The sequence below is a fragment of the Streptomyces sp. NPDC059957 genome (assembly GCF_042730015.1).
GTDB lineage: Bacteria > Actinomycetota > Actinomycetes > Streptomycetales > Streptomycetaceae > Streptomyces.
Map to the genome: position 1 here is coordinate 11,391 of NZ_JBHWMB010000086.1, position 18,681 is coordinate 30,071.

General features: G+C 73.0%; 16 protein-coding genes and 1 pseudogene. 10 read left to right on the forward strand and 7 right to left on the reverse strand.

What is annotated here, in order from left to right; translation table 11 throughout:
• Positions 1-170 precede the first annotated feature (170 nt).
• From ACFWBW_RS35965 to ACFWBW_RS35985, 5 genes are read right to left on the reverse strand one after another with little or no spacing between them, the layout of a single operon-like run.
• A complete protein-coding gene (locus tag ACFWBW_RS35965) occupies positions 171-836 on the reverse strand; it encodes an HAD family hydrolase (RefSeq protein ID WP_385382074.1) in 666 nt (221 codons plus the stop codon).
• Entirely contained in the window at positions 833-1,972 is a 1,140-nt protein-coding gene (locus ACFWBW_RS35970; RefSeq protein ID WP_385382076.1) for an ABC transporter ATP-binding protein, read from the reverse strand. The genes ACFWBW_RS35965 and ACFWBW_RS35970 overlap by 4 nt, the downstream gene beginning before the upstream one ends.
• A gap of 5 nt (positions 1,973-1,977) precedes the next feature.
• Positions 1,978-2,976 (reverse strand): ABC transporter permease, encoded by a 999-nt coding sequence (locus ACFWBW_RS35975; protein ID WP_385382080.1) that lies wholly within the window; start codon positions 2,974-2,976, stop codon positions 1,978-1,980.
• The gene (locus ACFWBW_RS35980; RefSeq protein WP_385382083.1) at positions 2,964-3,872 is read right to left on the reverse strand and encodes an ABC transporter permease; all 909 of its coding nucleotides are present in this window, start codon (positions 3,870-3,872) and stop codon (positions 2,964-2,966) included. The genes ACFWBW_RS35975 and ACFWBW_RS35980 overlap by 13 nt, the downstream gene beginning before the upstream one ends.
• A complete protein-coding gene (locus ACFWBW_RS35985; RefSeq protein ID WP_385382086.1) occupies positions 3,872-5,041 on the reverse strand; it encodes an ABC transporter substrate-binding protein in 1,170 nt (389 codons plus the stop codon). Before ACFWBW_RS35985 ends, ACFWBW_RS35980 begins: the two co-directional genes overlap by 1 nt.
• A 288-nt stretch (positions 5,042-5,329) precedes the next feature.
• Here ACFWBW_RS35985 and ACFWBW_RS35990 point away from each other — a divergent pair, with 288 nt between their 5' ends.
• On the forward strand, positions 5,330-6,076 hold the full coding sequence (locus tag ACFWBW_RS35990) for a GntR family transcriptional regulator (RefSeq protein WP_385382090.1): 747 nt from the start codon (positions 5,330-5,332) through the stop codon (positions 6,074-6,076).
• A gap of 55 nt (positions 6,077-6,131) precedes the next feature.
• On the opposite strand, the gene ACFWBW_RS35995 is transcribed toward ACFWBW_RS35990, so the two are convergent.
• Positions 6,132-6,965, reverse strand: a complete 834-nt coding sequence (locus ACFWBW_RS35995) for a reductase (protein WP_385382093.1) — start codon at positions 6,963-6,965, stop codon at positions 6,132-6,134.
• A 71-nt stretch (positions 6,966-7,036) separates the two neighbouring features.
• Between ACFWBW_RS35995 and ACFWBW_RS36000 the strand changes: the two genes are divergently transcribed.
• Together ACFWBW_RS36000 and ACFWBW_RS36005 are read left to right on the forward strand one after the other, a co-directional pair.
• A complete protein-coding gene (locus ACFWBW_RS36000) occupies positions 7,037-7,984 on the forward strand; it encodes a LysR family transcriptional regulator (RefSeq protein WP_385382096.1) in 948 nt (315 codons plus the stop codon).
• Entirely contained in the window at positions 7,981-9,570 is a 1,590-nt protein-coding gene (locus ACFWBW_RS36005) for a hypothetical protein (protein WP_385382099.1), read from the forward strand. Before ACFWBW_RS36000 ends, ACFWBW_RS36005 begins: the two co-directional genes overlap by 4 nt.
• 36 nt (positions 9,571-9,606) lie before the next feature.
• Here the strand turns inward: ACFWBW_RS36005 and ACFWBW_RS36010 are convergent, their stop codons facing one another.
• Complete coding sequence (locus tag ACFWBW_RS36010; protein WP_385382102.1) at positions 9,607-10,320, reverse strand: hypothetical protein; 714 nt, start codon at positions 10,318-10,320, stop codon at positions 9,607-9,609.
• Between the two features lie 258 nt (positions 10,321-10,578).
• Between ACFWBW_RS36010 and ACFWBW_RS36015 the strand changes: the two genes are divergently transcribed.
• From ACFWBW_RS36015 to ACFWBW_RS36045, 7 genes and pseudogenes are all read left to right on the forward strand, one after another.
• The gene (locus ACFWBW_RS36015) at positions 10,579-11,385 is read left to right on the forward strand and encodes a CoA transferase subunit A (protein ID WP_385382105.1); all 807 of its coding nucleotides are present in this window, start codon (positions 10,579-10,581) and stop codon (positions 11,383-11,385) included.
• Between the two features lies 1 nt (position 11,386).
• A pseudogene (locus ACFWBW_RS36020) lies at positions 11,387-12,117 on the forward strand (CoA transferase subunit B).
• A gap of 163 nt (positions 12,118-12,280) precedes the next feature.
• Entirely contained in the window at positions 12,281-13,885 is a 1,605-nt protein-coding gene (locus ACFWBW_RS36025) for a PHB depolymerase family esterase (RefSeq protein ID WP_385382108.1), read from the forward strand.
• Positions 13,886-13,939: 54 nt separating this feature from the next.
• Positions 13,940-15,361, forward strand: a complete 1,422-nt coding sequence (locus tag ACFWBW_RS36030; RefSeq protein ID WP_385382111.1) for a 3-hydroxybutyrate oligomer hydrolase family protein — start codon at positions 13,940-13,942, stop codon at positions 15,359-15,361.
• 125 nt (positions 15,362-15,486) lie between these two features.
• Positions 15,487-16,254, forward strand: coding sequence for a 3-hydroxybutyrate dehydrogenase (locus tag ACFWBW_RS36035; protein WP_385382114.1), 768 nt, complete (start codon positions 15,487-15,489; stop codon positions 16,252-16,254).
• Between the two features lie 131 nt (positions 16,255-16,385).
• Positions 16,386-17,045, forward strand: a complete 660-nt coding sequence (locus ACFWBW_RS36040; protein ID WP_385382123.1) for an NADPH-dependent FMN reductase — start codon at positions 16,386-16,388, stop codon at positions 17,043-17,045.
• An 81-nt stretch (positions 17,046-17,126) separates the two neighbouring features.
• A complete protein-coding gene (locus ACFWBW_RS36045) occupies positions 17,127-18,572 on the forward strand; it encodes a glyceraldehyde-3-phosphate dehydrogenase (protein ID WP_385382117.1) in 1,446 nt (481 codons plus the stop codon).
• Positions 18,573-18,681: the final 109 nt, after the last annotated feature.

Genomic DNA, 18,681 nt, shown 5'->3' on the forward strand with positions numbered 1-18,681 from the left:
ACCTCAAGTTGAGGCCGGAAGGGACTGGAATCCTTTGGGGGGTTGGTCCTTTTTTTTTGTGTTTTGCTGGGGCCGAAAGATCAGAAAGAGACGGCCTGGGCCGGGCCCGATCAAGCCGGACCGGCGATGTCCGGCTTGATCCGCCGGTCCCGCGACTCCGGGCGACCCCGTCAGACCCTCGACGGCGCCGCCAGGCAGGCCCGCAGGGTGTCCGGGGTGACCTCGGTGAGGGAGGGCGCGAAGGTGCGTACCGGCGACGGGGGCACCTCCAGCAGGGACGGGACCACCAGGACTCCACAGCCGGCGGCCTCCGCCGAGGCCGCGCCGTCCGGGGAGTCCTCGACCGCCACGCACGCCTCGGGGGCCGCGCCCAGTCGCTCCGCGGCGGCCCGGTAGGGGTCCGGGTGCGGCTTCGTCAGGGTGGTGTCGTCCGCGGACAGGGTGAAGGCGAAGGAGACATGGGCGAGCGAGCCGCCCACCACCGAGTCCACGACCACCCGCGGCGAGGCGCTGACCAGCGCGAACGGCAGACCTTCCGCCTCCAGGGCGGTCAGCAGCTGTTGCGCGCCCGGCCGCATCGGCGCGCCCTCCTCGACCCGGCCGAAGAAGCTGTCGGTCAGGGCCCGCGCCACTTCCTCGGCGTCCCCCGCGCCGACGACCCGTACGAGGTGCGCGGCGGTGTCCTCGACCGCCCGGCCGACCACCTCGGGCGCGTCGGCGTCGGTCAGGGCGTAGCCCAGGCCGGCGGCGATCTCCGCGGTGGTCTGCCACCACAGGACCTCGGTGTCGACGAGGGTGCCGTCCATGTCGAAGAGGACGGCGGCGAGTTCTGTCATGAAGCTTCCCCCGGGTCTGAGGCGGTGGCCGCGGCCGTGGCGGCCGCGGTGGCGACGACGAGGACGGGGCGCTCTGCCAGGCCCACGGTGGCCCGCGCGCCCGGTACGAGGGCTCCGGCCTCGCGCGAGGGCAGGTCGGCCTTGATCCGGATGCCGTCGGGCAGGTCCAGGTGGAGCCGGGTCACCGACCCGAAGAACGAGGCCGATGCGACGGTGGCCAGGCCCTCGGCAGCCGCCGTCACCGTGATGTTCTCAGGTCGTACGAGCACCTCGACGTCCGGGGTGGAGGGCACCGGGCCGTCCACCGGCAGCCGGGAGCCTGCCACTTCGACCGTGCCGGAGCCGGACAGCCGTCCGAGGAGCCGGTTCATGGTGCCGACGAACTCTGCGACGAACGGGGTCGCGGGCCGCTCGTACAGCTCGGCGGGGGCTGCGCACTGTTCCAGGCGGCCCGCGTTGAGCACGGCGACCCGGTCGGCCATGGACAGGGCCTCCTCCTGGTCGTGCGTGACGAACACGGTGGTGATGCCCAGGGAGAGCTGGAGCCGGCGGATCTCCTCGCGCAGGCTGGACCGCACCTTCGCGTCGAGCGCGGAGAGCGGCTCGTCGAGCAGCAGGACGCGCGGGCGCAGGGCGAGGGCGCGGGCGAGCGCGACGCGCTGCTGCTGGCCGCCGGACATCTGGTGCGGGTAGCGGTCGCCGTGGTCGGGCAGGCCGACCAGGTCGAGGAGTTCGGCGGCGCGCTCGCGGCGCGCGGCCGCGCCGACCTTGCGGACGCGCAGGCCGAAGGCCACGTTGTCGCGGGCGTTGAGGTTCGGGAAGAGGCTGTACGACTGGAACACCATGCCGGCGTCGCGGCGGTTGGCCGGGATCCGCGTGATGTCCTGTCCGTCGAGGAGCACTTCGCCGGAGTCGGGCTGTTCGAAGCCGGCGACGACGCGCAGCGCGGTGGTCTTTCCGCAGCCCGACGGGCCGAGCAGGGCGACGAGTTCGCCGGGCTCGATGGTGAGGTCGAGTCCGTCGAGGGCGACGGTGGAGCCGAACGCCCGGCGCAGACCGCGGAATTCGACGCGCGCTCCGCCGGCGGCCGCTTCGCCGTCCGCGGACTTCCTGGCCTCGGGAAGGGTGAGGGACATGCGGGTCAGGACTCCTTGCCGGAGGTACGGGAGGTGCGGGAGGTTCCGGAGTTGCGTGAGGGCCCGGCGGACACCGTGGTGGGGGCGGTGCCGGCCCGGGAGAGGAGGAGCAGCAGCAGCCAGGTGATGAGGAGGCTGAGGACGGAGACGGCCACCGACATGCGGGCGTGCGCTCCGGAGATCGACACGATCCACACGGCGAAGGGCTGGAAGCCGAGCAGCGAGGCGATCGTGAACTCGCCGAGGACCAGGGCCAGCGTGAGGAACCCGGCTCCGGCGAGGGCGGCCCGCAGGTTCGGCAGGATCACGCGCAGGACCACGTACGGCCAGCTCGCGCCACAGCTGCGGGCGGCCTCGACCAGGGTCGGGACGTCGACGGCGCGCAGGCCCGCGTCGAGGGAGCGGTAGACGAAGGGCAGTGCGAGCACGGTGTACGCGAGGACCAGGACGACGGGGAAGTCCGGGTTCTGGACCGCGAGGAAGGTCTGGTAGAGCGGGGTCGTGGAGAGGTGTTCGGGACCCCAGCGCAGCACCGTGGTGATGCCGGTGACCAGCGCGATCGGCGGCACCACCAGCGGCATCATGCACATCACCTCCACGACCGGGCGCAGGCGCGGCGAGCCGATGCGTACGGCGACCAGCGCGGGCACGGCGAGGAGCAGCGAGGCGGCGATGGTCGCGGCGGCGAGGCCCAGCGAGAGCAGCAGGCTCTCGGTGAACCCTTCCGCGGAGAGCAGTTGGGTGTACGCCTCGAAGCTGATGCCCTGGCCGGGGACGTGCACGGTGAACACGAAGGAGGCCAGGAGCGGGAGGACGAAGTACGCGCCCGCGAGCGCGAGCACCGCTCCGCGCCACACCCGGGGCCGGGAGCGGGGGCGCAGCCGTCGCGGGGTCCGGGCCGGGGGTGCCTGCCGGTCCCGCTCACCGTCCCGGCCCGCGGGGGCCGGAGCGGCGGCCGGGGCCACCTCGTCGTGCGGGGCGGGCGTCGGGGTCATCGCAGCCATCGGGCGCTCCGTCGCTGGAGGGGCAGGTAGACCGCCATGACCAGGCCGGCGATCACGATCATGTCGAGGCCGAGGGCCAGGGCCACGTTCTCCTGGCCGGTCAGCACGTTCCCGGACAGGGCGTCCGCGATCTTGAGCGTGACCAGCGGGACGGAGCCGCCGACGAGGGCGGCGGCCGTGGCGTGCGCGGCGAAGGCGGTGCCGAAGAGCAGCACGAACCCGCCGAGCAGGGAGGGCGCGAGGACGGGCAGGCCGACGTGGCGCCAGAACTGCCAGGTGCTCGCCCCGTTGTTCTGGGCGGCTTCGCGCCACTGGGGGCGCAGTCCGTCCAGCGCGGGGACGGTCACCAGCACCATGAGCGGGGTCAGGAAGTAGAGGTAGACCACGGTGAGGCCGGTGAAGGAGTAGAGGTTCCAGCCGAGGTCGGTGAGGTCGGCGAGCTGGGTGACGACCCCGGAGATCCCCACGGTGGCGATGAACGCGAAGGCGAGGGGGACCCCGCCGAAGTTGGCGAGCACGCCGGAGGCGGTCAGCGTCGCCCCGCGCAGGGCGCGGGAGGGGGAGGTGACGACGGCCTGCGCGATGAGGACGCCGAGCACCCCGGCCACGAGTGCGGTGAGGGCGGAGAGCTGGACGCTGCCGATGAGGGAGCCGAGGTAGGGCCCTTGGAGGGAGCGGGCCAGGTGCTCGCCGGTCGCCTCGGTGGCGCCGCTCACCGGGTCCGTACGGGTGACCGCGCCGAAGGCGATGGCGCCCAGCGGGACGCCGAAGCACAGTGCGGTGAAGACGAGGAGCGGGAGGGCGGCGAGCCAGGTGCGCGGGCCGCGCCGCCGGCGGCGGGTGGTGCTGCCGCCGGCGGTCCCCGTCGAGTGGGGGATGGTGGTGGAGGCGGACATCAGCTGAGGGCCTTGTCCCACTTCTCGGCGAGGGTGGCCTTGGCCTTGTCCAGTTCGGTGGAGGCCGGGAAGGCCGGGGTGCCCTGGACCTGCGGGAGCTTGGTGACGGCTTCCTTGTCGACCGTGCCGGCCTGGGTCATGGCGGGCAGCAGCACGGGGCGGGCGAAGCCCTTCAGCCACAGGTTCTGGCCCTCGGTGCTGTACAGGAACTCCATCCACAGGCGGGAGGCCGCCGGGTGGGGGGCGTCCTTGTTGATGGCCTGCGAGTAGTACTGGGCGTAGACGCCGTCGGTGGGGATGGCCACCTTCCAGTCGACGCCCTTGCCCTTGAACTGCTCGGCGTAGCCGGCGTTCAGGTAGTCCCAGTCGATCGAGATGGGGGTCTCGCCCTTCTCGACGGTGGCCGGGGTGGACTCGACGGGGATGAAGTTCCCGCTCTTCTTCAGCCGGCCGAAGAAGTCGATGCCGGGCTGGATGTCCGCGAAGGAGCCCTTGTTGGCGAGGGCCGCCGCGTAGACGCCGCCGAAGGCGGAGCCGGACTTGGTCGGGTTGCCGTTGAGGGCGACCTTGCCCTTGTACTCGGGCTTGGCCAGGTCGGCGAAGGACTGCGGGCAGTTCGGGATGCGGGCGGCGTCGCAGCCGATGGAGACGTAGCCGCCGTAGTCGTTGTACCAGCGGGCGTCCGCGTCCTTCTGGGAGGCGGGGATCTGGTCCCAGGCGGTGACCTTGTACGGGGCGAAGAGGTTCTCGGCGGCGCCGCTGCGGGCGAAGGCGATGCCGAGGTCCAGGACGTCGGGGGCGCGGGTCTGGCCCTTGCGGGACTTGACGGCGGCGATCTCGTCGGCGCTGGAGGCGTCCGGGTTCTCGGCGTTGATCTTGACCTTGGGGTACTTGGCCGCGAACGCCTTCTGGATCTCGCCGTAGTTCGCCCAGTCGGCGGGCAGCGCGATGACGTTGAGCTCGCCCTCCTTCTCGGCGGCCGCGACGAGACCCTCCAGGCCGCCGAAGTCGGCGACCGAGGTGGCGGCGCCGGGCTGGGTCTTGTTCTTGCCGTCGCCACCGGCGGAGCCGGCGGTCTTGTCGGGTGCGGCGCCGCACGCGCTGAGCGTGGTGAGCACGGCGGCACTGAGCAGGACGGCCGCACCGCGACGGGCGGAGGAACTGAGCACGGTCTCTCCCGGAGACGAAAACGCATGAGAACGCTTGGAGGAGGATTCACTTGTCTGAACAAGTTGGCTCCAGTTCGCCCTGGGTCTCTGTACGGACGGTGAACGGCGGCTGTCCCGTGGAGCACGTCTCGACGAAGACCGGAGACCGGCCGGATACAACCGTGCCGGACAGCCCGCAAGATGATCTTCGGGGCCCGGCGCGGCCTAGGCTTGCGGGCGGGAGCGACGGCTCACGGCTCCGGGCGGCAGGGCCCGTACACACATCCACGCAAGGGGGAACAGGACAGCATGGCTACGGTGCGGTATCTGGAGATCGCCGAGGCGCTGCGCCGGTCGATCCTCTCCGGCCAGTACCCGGTGGGCGCCCAACTGCCCTCGGAGAGCGATCTGGCGGCGCGCTGGTCGGCCTCCCGCGGGACCGTCCGCCAGGCCGTGGCGACGCTCGCCGCCGAGGGGCTGATCGGTTCCCGGCAGGGGGCCCGCAGGATCGTCCTGCGCCACGAGCGCAAGCACAGCTTCGGCGAGCTCAACAGCTTCGCCCAGTGGGCCGAGGGGGTCGGCCACCAGGCCGCGAGCCGTTTCCTGTCGCGCACCCGCCGCCCGGCCACCTCCGAGGAGGCGGACCGGCTGGCCCTGCCGGCCGGCACCGAGATCCTCGCCGTCCTGCGGCTCCGGCTGCTCGACGGGGAGCCGACGATGGTCGAGCGGACGGCCTACGCCGACTGGGTCGCGGCGGCGGTCGAGGCGATGCCCGAGGACTGCCGCTCCGTGATGGACGGTCTGGCGAACGACTCCGGCATCGTCGCCCACTACGGCGAGCACCTCATCGACGCGCTTCCCGCCGGCAGCGAGGACGCCCGGCTGCTCGAAATCCGCCGCGGCAGCCCGCTTTTGCGCCAGCGGCACGTCTCCGCGACCCGCACGGGCCGCCCCATCGAGTGGTCGGACGACCGCTACCGGGCGGGAAGCGTCACCTTCAGTGTGAACAACTCGGCAGTAGCAACTCCCCTGGAGCGCCGGGCCGGGGACCGCTAGGGGGTGTCTTTCGGATCTTGTCGGTCAGGTCCGCGGGAGACGGCCTGGGCCGTCTCTACGCCCGGAGTGCGGCGGCGCCCTCCGCGACGGCCTCCGGGAGCCAGTCCGCGAGCCGCCCGAAGCGGAAGCCGAGCGCGGCGGCCCGGCCGTTGTCCATCGCGTAGGCCCGGTCGAAGGAGAACGGCGAGGCCTCGGCCCCGGACGCGACCGTCCGCAGGAGCGGCGCCCGCCCGACCTCCTCGGCGACGGCCCCGACCAGCCCGAACACGTCCAGCTCCCCGTGCGAGGCGGCGTTCACCGGCCCGGTGAACTCCTGCTGCCCAGCCCAGTGCAGGAACCGGGCGATCTCGTGGTGGTGGATGAAGGAGGTCGGGTACGGAGCCTCGTGCACGGCCACCGGGATCCCGGCGCCGATCCGCTCCACGTAGTGCGCGAGGCGGCCGGTGAACTCCGCCCGGCCGCCGCCGAGTACGTGCGCGGTGCGCACGGCCACGTGACCGAAGGCGGGCTCCGCCCCCAGGACCTCCTCGGCCCCCCGCTTGCCCTCGGCGTAGGCGCGCGCACCGGGGGTGGGCGGCGCGGGGTCGTGGACCTCGATCGTCGAGGTCATCACGTACCGCCCGGTGCGTCCGGCGAAGACGCGGCGGGCCGTCTCCGCCTGCAGAGGCGTGTAGCAGACCTGGTCGAAGACCACGTCGAAGGTGCGCTCCCCCAGCGCCGCGCGGAGCCCCTCTTCGTCCTCACGGTCGGCGATCAGGTGGCCGACGCCCCGGGGCGGGGCGGTGGAGCCCCGGTTCAGGACGGTCACCTCGCGCCCGGCGTCCCGCTCCAGGGCGACCAGGTGCTTTCCGAAGTAGCGGCTTCCGCCGATGACGAGGATCTTCTTCATGCCCAGGACTCTGCCGCTGTACCGTCGCCAGTGGAACTACCGGAATACTGATCACGTCGTAAGGGAAACTGATGATCGATGTGCAGCGGCTGCGCATCCTGCGCGCCGTGGCCGAGCACGGCAGCTTCAACAAGGCCGCCGGGGCGCTGCTCCTGACGCCCTCGGCCGTCTCCCAGCACATCGCGGCCCTGGAGCGCGGCCTCGGTCACCCCGTCGCCGTGCGCAGCACCCGCGGGATCACGCTCACGGAGCCGGGCCGGCTGCTGGTGGAGGCGGCGGAAGCGGTGTCGGCGGAGCTCGACCGGGTGCGCCACGAGATCGACCGGGTCACCGCCGAGCGGCCGCGGCTGACGGTCGCCACCTTCGTGAGCGGGGGCCGCAGGCTCCTGCCGGGCACGCTCGCCGGGTTCGTCGCCGCGCACCCCGAGGTGGAGCTGACGGTCCTGGAGGCCGAGCCGGAGGAGGCGGTGCCCATGGTGGCTTCGGGCGCCGCCGATCTGGCCCTCACGTACCACTTCGACGGGCCGCTGCCGCTCCGCCCGGGAGCCGGGCTCGACTGGCTGGCGCTGATGGAGGACCCGTTGGCGCTGGTCCTGCCGCCGGGGCACCGTTTCGCGGGGCGCACGTCGGTCGCCCCGGCCGAACTCGCCTCCGAACGCTGGGTACTGGGCTGCCGCAAGACCGAGGCGTACCTGCGCCGGTACGCGGAGCGGGCCGGTTTCGACCTCCGGGTGGCGGCTTCCACCACGGACTACTTCTTCGCGCGCTCCCTCGTCGAGGCGGGCGTCGGCGTCGCACTGATCCCCCGGGTCGCGCTGCCGCCGGGGGACGCGGACGGGAACAGGAACGGGGATGCGGGCCGGGGCGTCGCCGTCGTACGGGTCGAACCGCCCTGTCCCGCACGGCACATCGGCGTGCTGACGCTGCGCCGACGCCGTCCGCATCCCTATGCGACGGCCATGACCGAGGCCCTGACCGGGGTGGTGCCCGGAGTGGCGCCCGGGGTGGTGCTGCCGTGATCCGGATCCTGTGCGGCCTCGCCGCCAATCCTGCCCTGCCCGCCGACCTCCTCGACCGGCTGACCGAGCTCGCCGGCCGCGTCCACGACCCCGACGAGGACCTCGCCTGCGCACTGGCCGGGCGCACCGACCTCACCGACCGCCAGGTCCGGACCCTGGCCGCCGGTGACGAATCCGCAGTCCGGCTCGCGCACGCCGGGCTGCTGAACCCCGCCGACGTGGACCCGCTCGACCGGCCGTCGGTGGCCCTGGCCCTGCTCGAAGAGGGCGCCGGACCGCCCGATTGGGCCCGGGCCCTCGCCGCGCACCCCGATCCGAAGGCCCGTTGGCGGCTCGCCTCCCGGCCGGGTCTGCCCATCGACGTACGGGAGACCCTCGCGGCGGATCCGGACGTGTCGGTCGTGGCAGAACTCGGCATCTGGACCATCGATCCGACCCTCGCCGCCCGCCTCGCGGCGCATCCGCACGCCGAGGTCCGGATGGCGACCGCGACCAACGAGGCGGTTCCGCCGGCCGCGCTGGCGGCGCTGATCACCGGGGAGGGTCTCGCTCCGGCCGTGTCGTGCCTGGTCTGCGACCAGGAGGAGATTCCGTTCACCCACGATCCCCACTGCCCGCGCCGGGACTGCGAACTGCGCGGCGGAGCCGCCTGCGCGGGCGGCCACGAGTCCACGGTGCACGAAACGCTCCAGCGGGCCGCACGCAACCCGGCCACGCCTTCCGGGGCGGCAGCGTCCCTGGCCGGACACCCCTCGATGATCGTCCGCTGGTCGCTGGCCGAACGGACCGACCTGTCGCAGGAGTTGTACGCCCAGCTGGCTGCGGATCCGATCCCGGGCGTCCGGCACGAGACCGCCGGGAACCCGGCGCTCGACGAGCCGCTGATCCGCACGCTGGCCGCGGATGCCCACGCCGGCGGACAGCCGGACGTAGACCTCCTCCGGCGCCTGGCCCGCCTTCCCGGCATTCCGCTCGACGTGCTCACGGACCTGGCGCGGACGGTCCGGCTCGGCCCGGAACCGGTACCGCGGATCACCGCCGCCACCGAGCCGGAGCTCGCAAGGCTGGCCGCCTCCCCGCACCCTGCGGTACGTGCGCTGGCGGCCCGTGGCCGGGGCCTTGAGGCGGCGGTGCGCGACGCCCTGGCCGACGACCCCGACGCGGCCGTCGTCGTCTGCGTCGCCGCGCACCCCGGCCTGTCCGAGGACCGGCTGCGCACGATGGTCGCGCGGCACGGCGTACGGGTCCTCGCGCAGGTGGCCGCCAACCCGGACGCGCCGCCCGCCCTGTTGGCCGACCTGGCGCGGCACGAACCGCCCGTACGGCGGGCCTTCCGTGAGATCGCGGTGCATCCGCGCGCGACGGAGCCTGCGCTGCTGGCGTGCCTGACGGAGCCCAGGGCCCGCGCCGACGCCGCACGGCACCCGGCCCTGTCCGCACCGGTCCTCGTGGGACTGCTGGACGGCGAACGGCCGGACACGGAAGCGGGCATGGACACGGACACGGCCGAGGCTGCGGCGGCCAACACCTCGCTCCCGCGGGCGGTGATGGAGGAGCTTCTCGATCGCGCGTGCCGGAGCACATGACCGAGCCGGCGCCCCTGACCGGGGAAGGGTCACCGGTCAGGGAGCGGCAGTCATCGGGCCCTCCAGGAGCGTGGGCTGCTCGCCCTTCGTGACCGTGACGGGGATGCCCCCGGTGGCCTTCTCCAGCTTCGCCTTGAACTCCGCCGACGCGGCGCCCTCCTGCGTGGAGGTCACCTCGACCGCCTCGCCGTGGCCGCTGGAGACGCTGTAGATCGGGAAGCCGACTCTGAGACCGATCAGCTTGTCGCCGGCGTCCTGGAGGGTCCGGTGCGCGTAGGTGCTCAGGTACAGGTCGGCTCGGGCCGGGTCCGCTTGCGGATCCGCCGCGTGCGCCGCCGCCACGAGGAGCTTGCCGCGGGCGAGGTCGGTGACGCAGAGGGCTACCCGGCCCGCCGGATGGTCGACGATCTGGGTGGAGTAGACGTCGGCGAAGGCTCCGTAGCCCAGGTCCCCGATGGCCTTCGAGAGCCGCTCTCCCTCAGCGGTGTTGGCCGGGGTGCCGTCGATCAGCGTCGGCGGGGACTGCGGTGCGGTGGGGTCGATCACCGGGCACTTCTTCGCGGCCACCGTGGGCCGGGCCGGCGCCGCCACGGGACCGCCCGGGTCGGCCGGGTCGACCGGGTCGGCCACGCCGGCCTTTCCGCAGCCGGTGAGCAGCACGGCAGCGGCGCCCATGCTCACGGCGAGGGCCACGGCCGCGTTCGGCTTCGAGGCCTTCCCCCTGGTGCCCCCCTTCGCGCTCTCTTTCACAGCTCGCTGGTGTCTCTCGGTGGTTCGACGCACCTTCGGTTCCCCTCTTCTCCAGTGCCGGATCGGCACGACTGTGACGCGCGCCCGGCTCCGCCGGTTCCCCGTGGCGCCGTGGCCCACAGCGGGGCGGCCCGGTGTGGGCCCGGCCGCCATGGCCAGGGCGGGCCGGCGGTTCCTAGGGTCGGTCGGGCCGGCCCTGCCGCGCGCCGGCCCGTTCGGGTGGCCGGCGGCCCGGGGCCGGGCGGAGGAGGGTGTGCGATGGGGTTGGACAAGGAGGTCGCGAGCGCGGCCGGGGCGGTGGCGGACATCCCCGCCGGAGCCTCGCTCGCGGTGGGCGGCTTCGGCTTGTGCGGGGTGCCGGGCGCGCTGATCGGCGCGCTGCTGGAGCGCCCGGAGGTGCACGGCCTGGAGGTGGTGTCGAACAACTGCGGGGTGGACGACTGGGGGCTGGGACTGCTCCTGCGCGAGGGCAGGATCGCCCGGATGACCAGCTCGTACGTGGGCGAGAACAAGGAGTTCGCCCGGCAGTACCTGAGCGGCGAGCTGGAGGTGGAGCTGGTCCCGCAGGGCACCCTCGCCGAGCGGCTGCGGGCCGGTGGCGCGGGCATTGCGGCGTTCTACACCCCGGCCGGGGCCGGTACGCAGGTCTCGGAGGGCGGCCTGCCGTGGCGCTACCGCCCCGACGGGGGCATTGCCGTGGCCTCGCCGCCCAAGGAGCTGCGCAGCTGGGGCGGCCGGGAGTACCTCCTGGAGGAGGGCATCACCACCGATTTCGCCCTGGTGCGGGCGGCGGCCGGGGACCGGCACGGCAATCTCGTCTTCCATGCCTCGGCGCGCAATTTCAACCCCCTCGCCGCCATGGCGGGGCGCATCACGATCGCCGAGGTGGAGGAGCTGGTGGAGCCGGGAGAGCTCGATCCGGACGCCGTCCACCTGCCGGGCGTCTTCGTCCAGCGGGTGGTCCTCGTGCGTCCCGGCGATCCGGCGGCGGAGCGGCGCGTAGAGCGGCGCACGGTCCGGAAGTCTCTCCAGCCCCTCCTCTCCGAGCAGCAAGGCGGCGTGTGACATGGCTCTGACGCGTGAGCAGATGGCGGCCCGCGCCGCCCGCGAACTGACGGACGGTACGTACGTGAACCTGGGGATCGGGTTGCCGACCCTCATCCCCGACCACGTGCCGCCCGGGGTCGAGGTGGTGCTCCAGTCCGAGAACGGCATCCTGGGCGTGGGCCCGTACCCGGTCGGCGACGAGGTCGAACCGGACCTGATCAACGCGGGCAAGGAGACCGTCACGGTCCGGCCGGGGGCTTCGTTCTTCGACTCCGCGCTGTCCTTCGGCATGATCCGAGGCGGCACGTGGACGCGGCCGTGCTGGGCGCCATGCAGGTGTCGGCCTCGGGCGACCTGGCCAACTGGATGATCCCGGGAAGAATGGTCAAGGGAATGGGCGGCGCGATGGACCTGGTGCACGGTGCGCGCAGGGTGATCGTGCTCATGGAGCACACCGCCAAGGACGGCACGCCGAAGCTCGTGGAGCGGTGCGAACTGCCGTTGACCGGGCGGGGCGTCGTCCACCGGGTGATCACCGACCTCGCGGTCCTCGACATCACCCCGGAGGGATTCCTGCTCCGCGAACTGGCGCCCGGGGTATCGCTGGACGAGGTCCGCACGGCGACGGCCGCGGAACTGACGGTGGCGGAACGGACGGTGGCGGAACGGACGGTGGCGACGGGGTTGGTGGCGACGGGGTTGGTGGCGACAGGGTTGGTGGCGACAGGGTCGGTGAGCACCGGCGGATAGCAGCGTGCGAGAGCCCCGCGCAACCCTCGCGGACCGGTCAAGCGGGGGCCGGATTATGGCGCTCCGCGCCATGCCGGAGCGGGCCGTGCCGCTCTTACGGTGGCGGGCACCGCGGGCCCCGGACGACGGGTCCGCGCCGTGCCCGCCGCCTCAGGGAGCCGCCATGTCCTTGCGCAGGAGATCCTCCGACACCCGGACCACCGGCCGACGGCGCCCGCCCATGCCGTCGCAGCGGCGGTCCCGGCGGCGGTTCCAGCGGCGGCCGTACGGTCAGACGTACGGCCGGTCGTACAGCCGGTCGTGCAGCCGGTCGTACGGGCAGGCGCGCCGAAGCCTCGTCCGGCTGCTCGCGCTGGTGCTGCTGATCGTGGGCGGGGTGGTGGCCGGGCCCGTCTCCCCCGCCCGCGCGGCCGTCGCGCTCGAGCGGGTGACCGGGTTCGGTGCCAATCCGGGGCAGCTCACCATGTACGTGTACCGGCCGGCCGGCCTCCCGGCCGTACCGGCCGTGGTGATCGCCCTGCACGGCTGCACGCAGAACGCCCAGACCTACGCCGACAACTCCGGACTGCCCGAACTCGCCGACCGCGACGGGTTCCTGCTGGTCTTCGCGGAGACCACCTCCGCGAACAACCTCAACAAGTGCTTCAACTGGTTCCAGCCCGCGGACAACCGGCGCGGCCAGGGCGAAGCCGCGTCCGTCCGGCAGATGGCCGCTCACGCCGCCTCCGCCTACTCCGCCGACCCCGCCCGCACCTTCGTCACCGGGCTTTCGGCCGGCGGCGCCATGACCTCCGTGATGCTCGCGGCCTACCCGGACGTGTTCGCGGCGGGGGCGGTGATCGCCGGGCTGCCCTACGACTGTGCCAAGGGGAGCAGCCCCTACACGTGCATGAACCCCGGGGTGGACAAGTCTCCGGCGGTCTGGGCCCAGTTGGTCCGTGACGCGTATCCGGCGTGGTCCGGGCCCTGGCCCCGGGTGGCGATCTGGCAGGGCGACGCGGACACCACCGTCGTTCCCCGCAACGCCGATGAACTGCGGGACCAGTGGACGGCGTTGCACGGTCTCCCGCAGACCCCCGCCCGGACATCGGTCATCGGACCGAACGCGACCCGCCAGGAGGAGTACCGGGCTGCCGACGGCACGGTGGCCGTCGAGGTGGACCGGGTCCCGGGCATCGGGCACGGCACCCCGGTCGACCCGGGCTCCGGTCCCGGGCAGTGCGGGCACACGGGGGCGGCGTACTTCCTCGCCTCGATCTGCTCCGCCCACTGGATCTCGAAGTTCTTCGGTCTGGACGGCTCCACGACCGGCCCCGGCCCCGGCACCCTGCCCGCGCCCTCCGGTCTGGCCGCCTCCGCCGTCGGGGACACCAGCGTCACCCTCACCTGGGACCGGGTGCCGGGCGCAACCGACTACGCCGTGCACCGCGACGGGATCCAGGTCGCCACCCCGGCCGGGCCCCCTCACACCGACGGCGGCCTCGTCCCCGGCACGGGGCACACGTGGACCGTCGCGGCCCGCGACGGCGCGGGAGCGGCCGGGGCCCGCTCGGCTCCCGTCACGGCGAGCACGACCGGCGCGCCGGCCGCCTGCTGGAAGGCGAACAACTACCAGCAGGTACAGGCCGGGCGGGCCACGACCGACGGGAGCCACGCGTACGCCAAGGGCTCGGGGCAGAACCTGGGGCTCTACAACCTCTACGTCACGCACACCCTGAAGGAGGCCCCGGTCGGCCACTTCACCATCGCCGACGCCGGCTGCCCCTGACCCCTTCCGCCCCGCCCTCTCCCCTCCCCCTACGCACTCTCTGGAGCCTCTCCCATGCCACCAGCCATCCGTTCCGTCACCGCCACCGCGGCTGCGGCCGTCGCGCTCCTGGCCTCGGCCCTGCTGACGCTCCCCGCTCCCCCGGCCGCCGCCGGCGGCACCGACGCGCACTGCGCCCGCCGCGCCCACCTCCGCGTACCCGGGGCGGAGCGCCAACAGGCCCACTGTCTGCAGGAGTTGACGACCGCCGGCACGGTGGCCTCCGGGCACACCGATCCGGCCGACTGGGCCGGCCTCACCCCCAAGGACCTTGCCGTGCCCACGGGCGTGCCGGGCATCCAGATCGACGGATACTTCCCCGACACCCCCGCCCCGGCCGCCGTCCCCAACACCAACCACGGCTGGAACCACGACGCGCAGTTCGTCATCCGGCTGCCCGACCGCTGGAACGGCGGCCTCGTCGTCGCCGGCTCCCCGGGCGTGCGCGAGCAGTACGCCAACGACCGGGCCATCGGCGACTGGGTGCTCTCGCGCGGCTACGCCTTCGCCGCCACGGACAAGGGCAACACCGGGGCCGCCTTCCACCGCGACGGCCGGGCTCCCGGGGATGCCGTCGCCGAGTGGAACACCCGGGTCACCCAGTTGACCCGGGCCGCCCGCGCGGTCGTCGCACAGCGCTATCACAGGGCCCCGGACCGCACCTTGGCCACGGGCATGTCCAACGGGGGCTACCTGGTCCGCTGGCAGCTGGAGAACCATCCGGAGCTGTACGACGGCGGGGTGGACTGGGAGGGCACACTGTGGCGGGCCGACGGCCCCAACCTGCTCACCTTCCTGCCCCCGGCACTGGCCGCCTACCCTGCCTACGCGGCCGGCGGCCCGCAGTCCGGCCGGGCGCACGAGGCGATGGTCGCCGCCGGTTTCCCGGCCGGCTCGGAGTTCCTGTGGCCCTTCCACCACAGCTACTACTGGGACCTCACCCAGCGGATCTACCGCGAGGAGTTCGATCCGGGCTTCGACGGCCCGACCGAGGCGGGGACCCCGTTCTGTGCGCCCGGCACCCCGGCGTGTGACGCCGACTACGCATACGCCGACCGGCCCGCGGAGGTCCGGCGCGCCGTCCGGAGGGTCGCGCTCACCGGCCGGATCGGCAAACCGCTGATCACCCTGCACGGCACCCTCGACGTCCTGCTCCCCATCTCCCGGGACTCCGACGTCTACGCCGAGATGGTCCGCCGGGCCGGCCGCGGGGGCCTGCTGCGCTACTACCGCATCGAGGGCGGCACCCACGTGGACTCGCTCGTCGACGCCTTCCCCGATCGGCTGCGCCCCCTCACCCCGTGCCACCGGGCCGCCTTCACCGCGCTGGAGGAGTGGATCGGCCGCGGTGTGCGGCCGCCGCTCGGCCACACCGTGCCCCGGGATCCGTCCGCCACCCCGGCGGCCCTGCTGGCCGGCTGCCCGCTCGACACATGAGGACGCCCCGCCCCCCGGCCGCGTACGCCGTCGGCACGCATGGCGATCGCCTCCATACGGACGGCGCCGAGTATGGGGGGCGGCACCGTGGGCGCCGCACCACGGCCCTCCCTACGCTTCCGGCCATGACGAGCGAACTTCCTTCCCCCACCGGCCCGCGGGGCCGCGTCGCCTTGGTGACGGGCGGCGGCAGCGGCATCGGCCGGGCGTGCGCGGTGGCCCTGGCAGAGGCCGGGGCCGTGGTGCACGTGGCCGATGTCGACGCGGCGGCGGCCGAGGCCGTCGCGGGCCTCGTCGGCGGGCACGCCCACGTGGTCGACCTGGCCGATCCCTCCGCCATCGGGAGGCTTCCGACCGCCGTCGACATCCTGGTCAACAGCGCCGGGCTCCAGCACGTCGCCCCGATCACCGAGTTCCCGCCCGAGCGCTTCACGCTGATCCAGCAGGTGATGGTCACGGCGCCCTTCCTGCTGCTGCGCCACGTGCTGCCGCACATGTACGCCGCCCGCTGGGGCCGGGTGGTCAACATCTCCAGCGTGCACGGGTTGCGCGCCAGCGCGTACAAATCGGCCTACGTGGCGGCCAAGCACGCCCTCGAGGGGCTGAGCAAGGTCACCGCGATCGAGGGGGCCCCGTACGGGGTGACCAGCAACTGCATCAGCCCCGGCTACGTCCGCACCCCCCTGGTCGAGGGGCAGATCCTCGACCAGGCCGCCGCCCACGGCATCGACGCCGGAGACGTGCTCTCCGAGGTGCTGCTGACCCGCTCGCCGATCAAGCGGCTCATCGAGCCCGAGGAGGTCGCGGCGGCCGCCCTGTGGCTCTGCGGTCCGCACACCGGCTACGTGACGGGCTCCTCGCTCCCCCTGGACGGCGGCTGGGGCGCCAACTGACCCCGTCCGGGTGACAGCCCGTGCGCCGCGCCGCGGGGATCCCCGGCGGGTCCCGTACGGTCCCGCACGTGACCGATGCGAACCAGCCCCAGAGCCCGAAGTTCCCGACGGATCCGGCCGCCCCGGCTCCCCTGAACGTCACCACCGGCCCTGAAGCCCTACGGGTCCTCGTCCTCGCGGGGTCCTCCCGCGAGGGCTCCGTGAACGCCCGGCTGGCCGCGCTGGTCGCCGGTCAGGTCGAGCGGTCGGGCGCCGTCGCGGACCTCGCCCGCATCGGGGACTTCGTGATGCCCACGTACGACGGCGACGCCGAGCAGGCCGACGGCCAGCCCGCGGGGTCGGCCGCCCTGCGCGAGCGGCTCCTGGCGGCGCAGGCCCTGGTGATCGCCTCGCCCGAGTACAACGCCTCCGTGCCCGGCGTCCTGAAGAACGCCGTCGACTGGGTGTCCCGGTTCCGGCCGCAGCCCTTCAAGGACAAGCAGACCCTGCTGGTGTCCGCGTCCCCGTCGATGATCGGCGGGAACCGCGGGCTCTGGGCGCTGCGGGTCCCGCTCGAACACCTCGGGGCCCGGGTGTACCCCGACATGTTCAGCCTCGCCATGGCGCACTCGGCCTTCGGCGAGGACGGCGAGCTGACCGATCCGGGCCTGCGCGAGCGGCTGGCCGACACCGTCGATTCCTTCCTCGCGCTGGCCGAGGCGGACACCCGCTACCTGTGCCTCCAGCGCCGCTGGTACGAGTTCCTGGGCGATGAGAGCACCGCTCCGGTGACCCAGCGCGCGGAGGGCTGACCGCCTGCTCAGGGGGTGCCTGAAGGAGCGGTCCGCGCGCGGGTTAGCATATGAGCGCCGCCTAGCTCGAAAGATAATTCTGTGACTGTCAATGACGACTCGTTCACCAACTGGAAGAACCGCGAGAAGATCGCGGAGTCGATGATCCCGATCATCGGCAAGCTGCACCGGGAGCGGGACGTCACGATCCTGCTGCACAGCCGCTCCTTGGTGAACAAGTCCGTGGTGAGCATTCTCAAGACCCACCGATTCGCGCGCCAGATCGACGGCGAGGAGCTCTCGGTCACCGAGACCCTCCCGTTCCTCCAGGCGCTCACCACCCTCGACCTCGGTCCCTCGCAGATCGACCTCGGCATGCTCGCCGCGTCGTACGCGGCGGACGACCGCGGTCTGTCGGTGGAGGAGTTCACCGCGGGCGCCGTCGCCGGCGCCACGGGTGCCGACAAGATCGAGCGCGGCGAGGGCCGCGACGTGGTCCTCTACGGCTTCGGCCGCATCGGCCGCCTCGTCGCCCGCCTGCTCATCGAGAAGACCGGTTCCGGCAACGGCCTGCGCCTGCGTGCCATCGTCGTCCGCGGCGGCGGTGAGGCAGACCTCGTCAAGCGTGCCTCGCTGCTGCGCCGCGACTCGATCCACGGCCAGTTCCAGGGCACGATCACCGTGGACGAGGCGACCAGCACGATCATCGCCAACGGCAACGCGATCAAGGTGATCTACGCCAACGACCCGTCCGAGGTCGACTACACGGCGTACGGCATCAAGGACGCCATCCTGATCGACAACACCGGAAAGTGGCGCGACCGCGAGGGGCTCTCCAAGCACCTGCGCCCCGGTATCGACAAGGTCGTCCTGACGGCTCCGGGCAAGGGCGACGTCCCCAACATCGTGCACGGGGTCAACCACGACACGATCAAGCCGGACGAGCAGATCCTGTCCTGCGCCTCCTGCACCACCAACGCGATCGTCCCGCCGCTGAAGGCGATGGCGGACGAGTACGGCGTTCTGCGCGGCCACGTGGAGACCGTCCACTCGTTCACCAACGACCAGAACCTGCTGGACAACTACCACAGCGCCGACCGCCGCGGCCGTTCCGCGCCGCTGAACATGGTCATGACGGAGACGGGTGCCGCCTCGGCCGTCGCCAAGGCGCTGCCCGACCTCAAGGCCCCGATCAGCGGCAGCTCGATCCGCGTCCCCGTCCCGGACGTCTCGATCGCGATCCTCAGCCTGCGCCTGGGCCGTGAGACCACCCGCGAAGAGGTGCTCGACTACCTCCGCGACGTGTCGCTGACCTCTCCGCTGAAGCGCCAGATCGACTTCACCACGGCGCCCGACGCGGTCTCCAGCGACTTCATCGGCTCGCGCCACGCCTCGATCGTCGACGCGGGCGCCACCAAGGTCGACGGGGACAACGCGATCCTCTACCTCTGGTACGACAACGAGTTCGGCTACTCCTGCCAGGTCGTCCGGGTCGTCCAGTACGTCTCCGGGGTCGAGTACCCGACCTACCCGGCGCCGGCGGTCTGATCCCCAAGGCCCCGTAGGACCGGATGTACCGGACGCCCCCCGCGTGACCCCAGGTCACTCGGGGGGCGTCCGTGTGTCCTTGGGGCCTTGGTGTGGTTCGCCCCTTTTC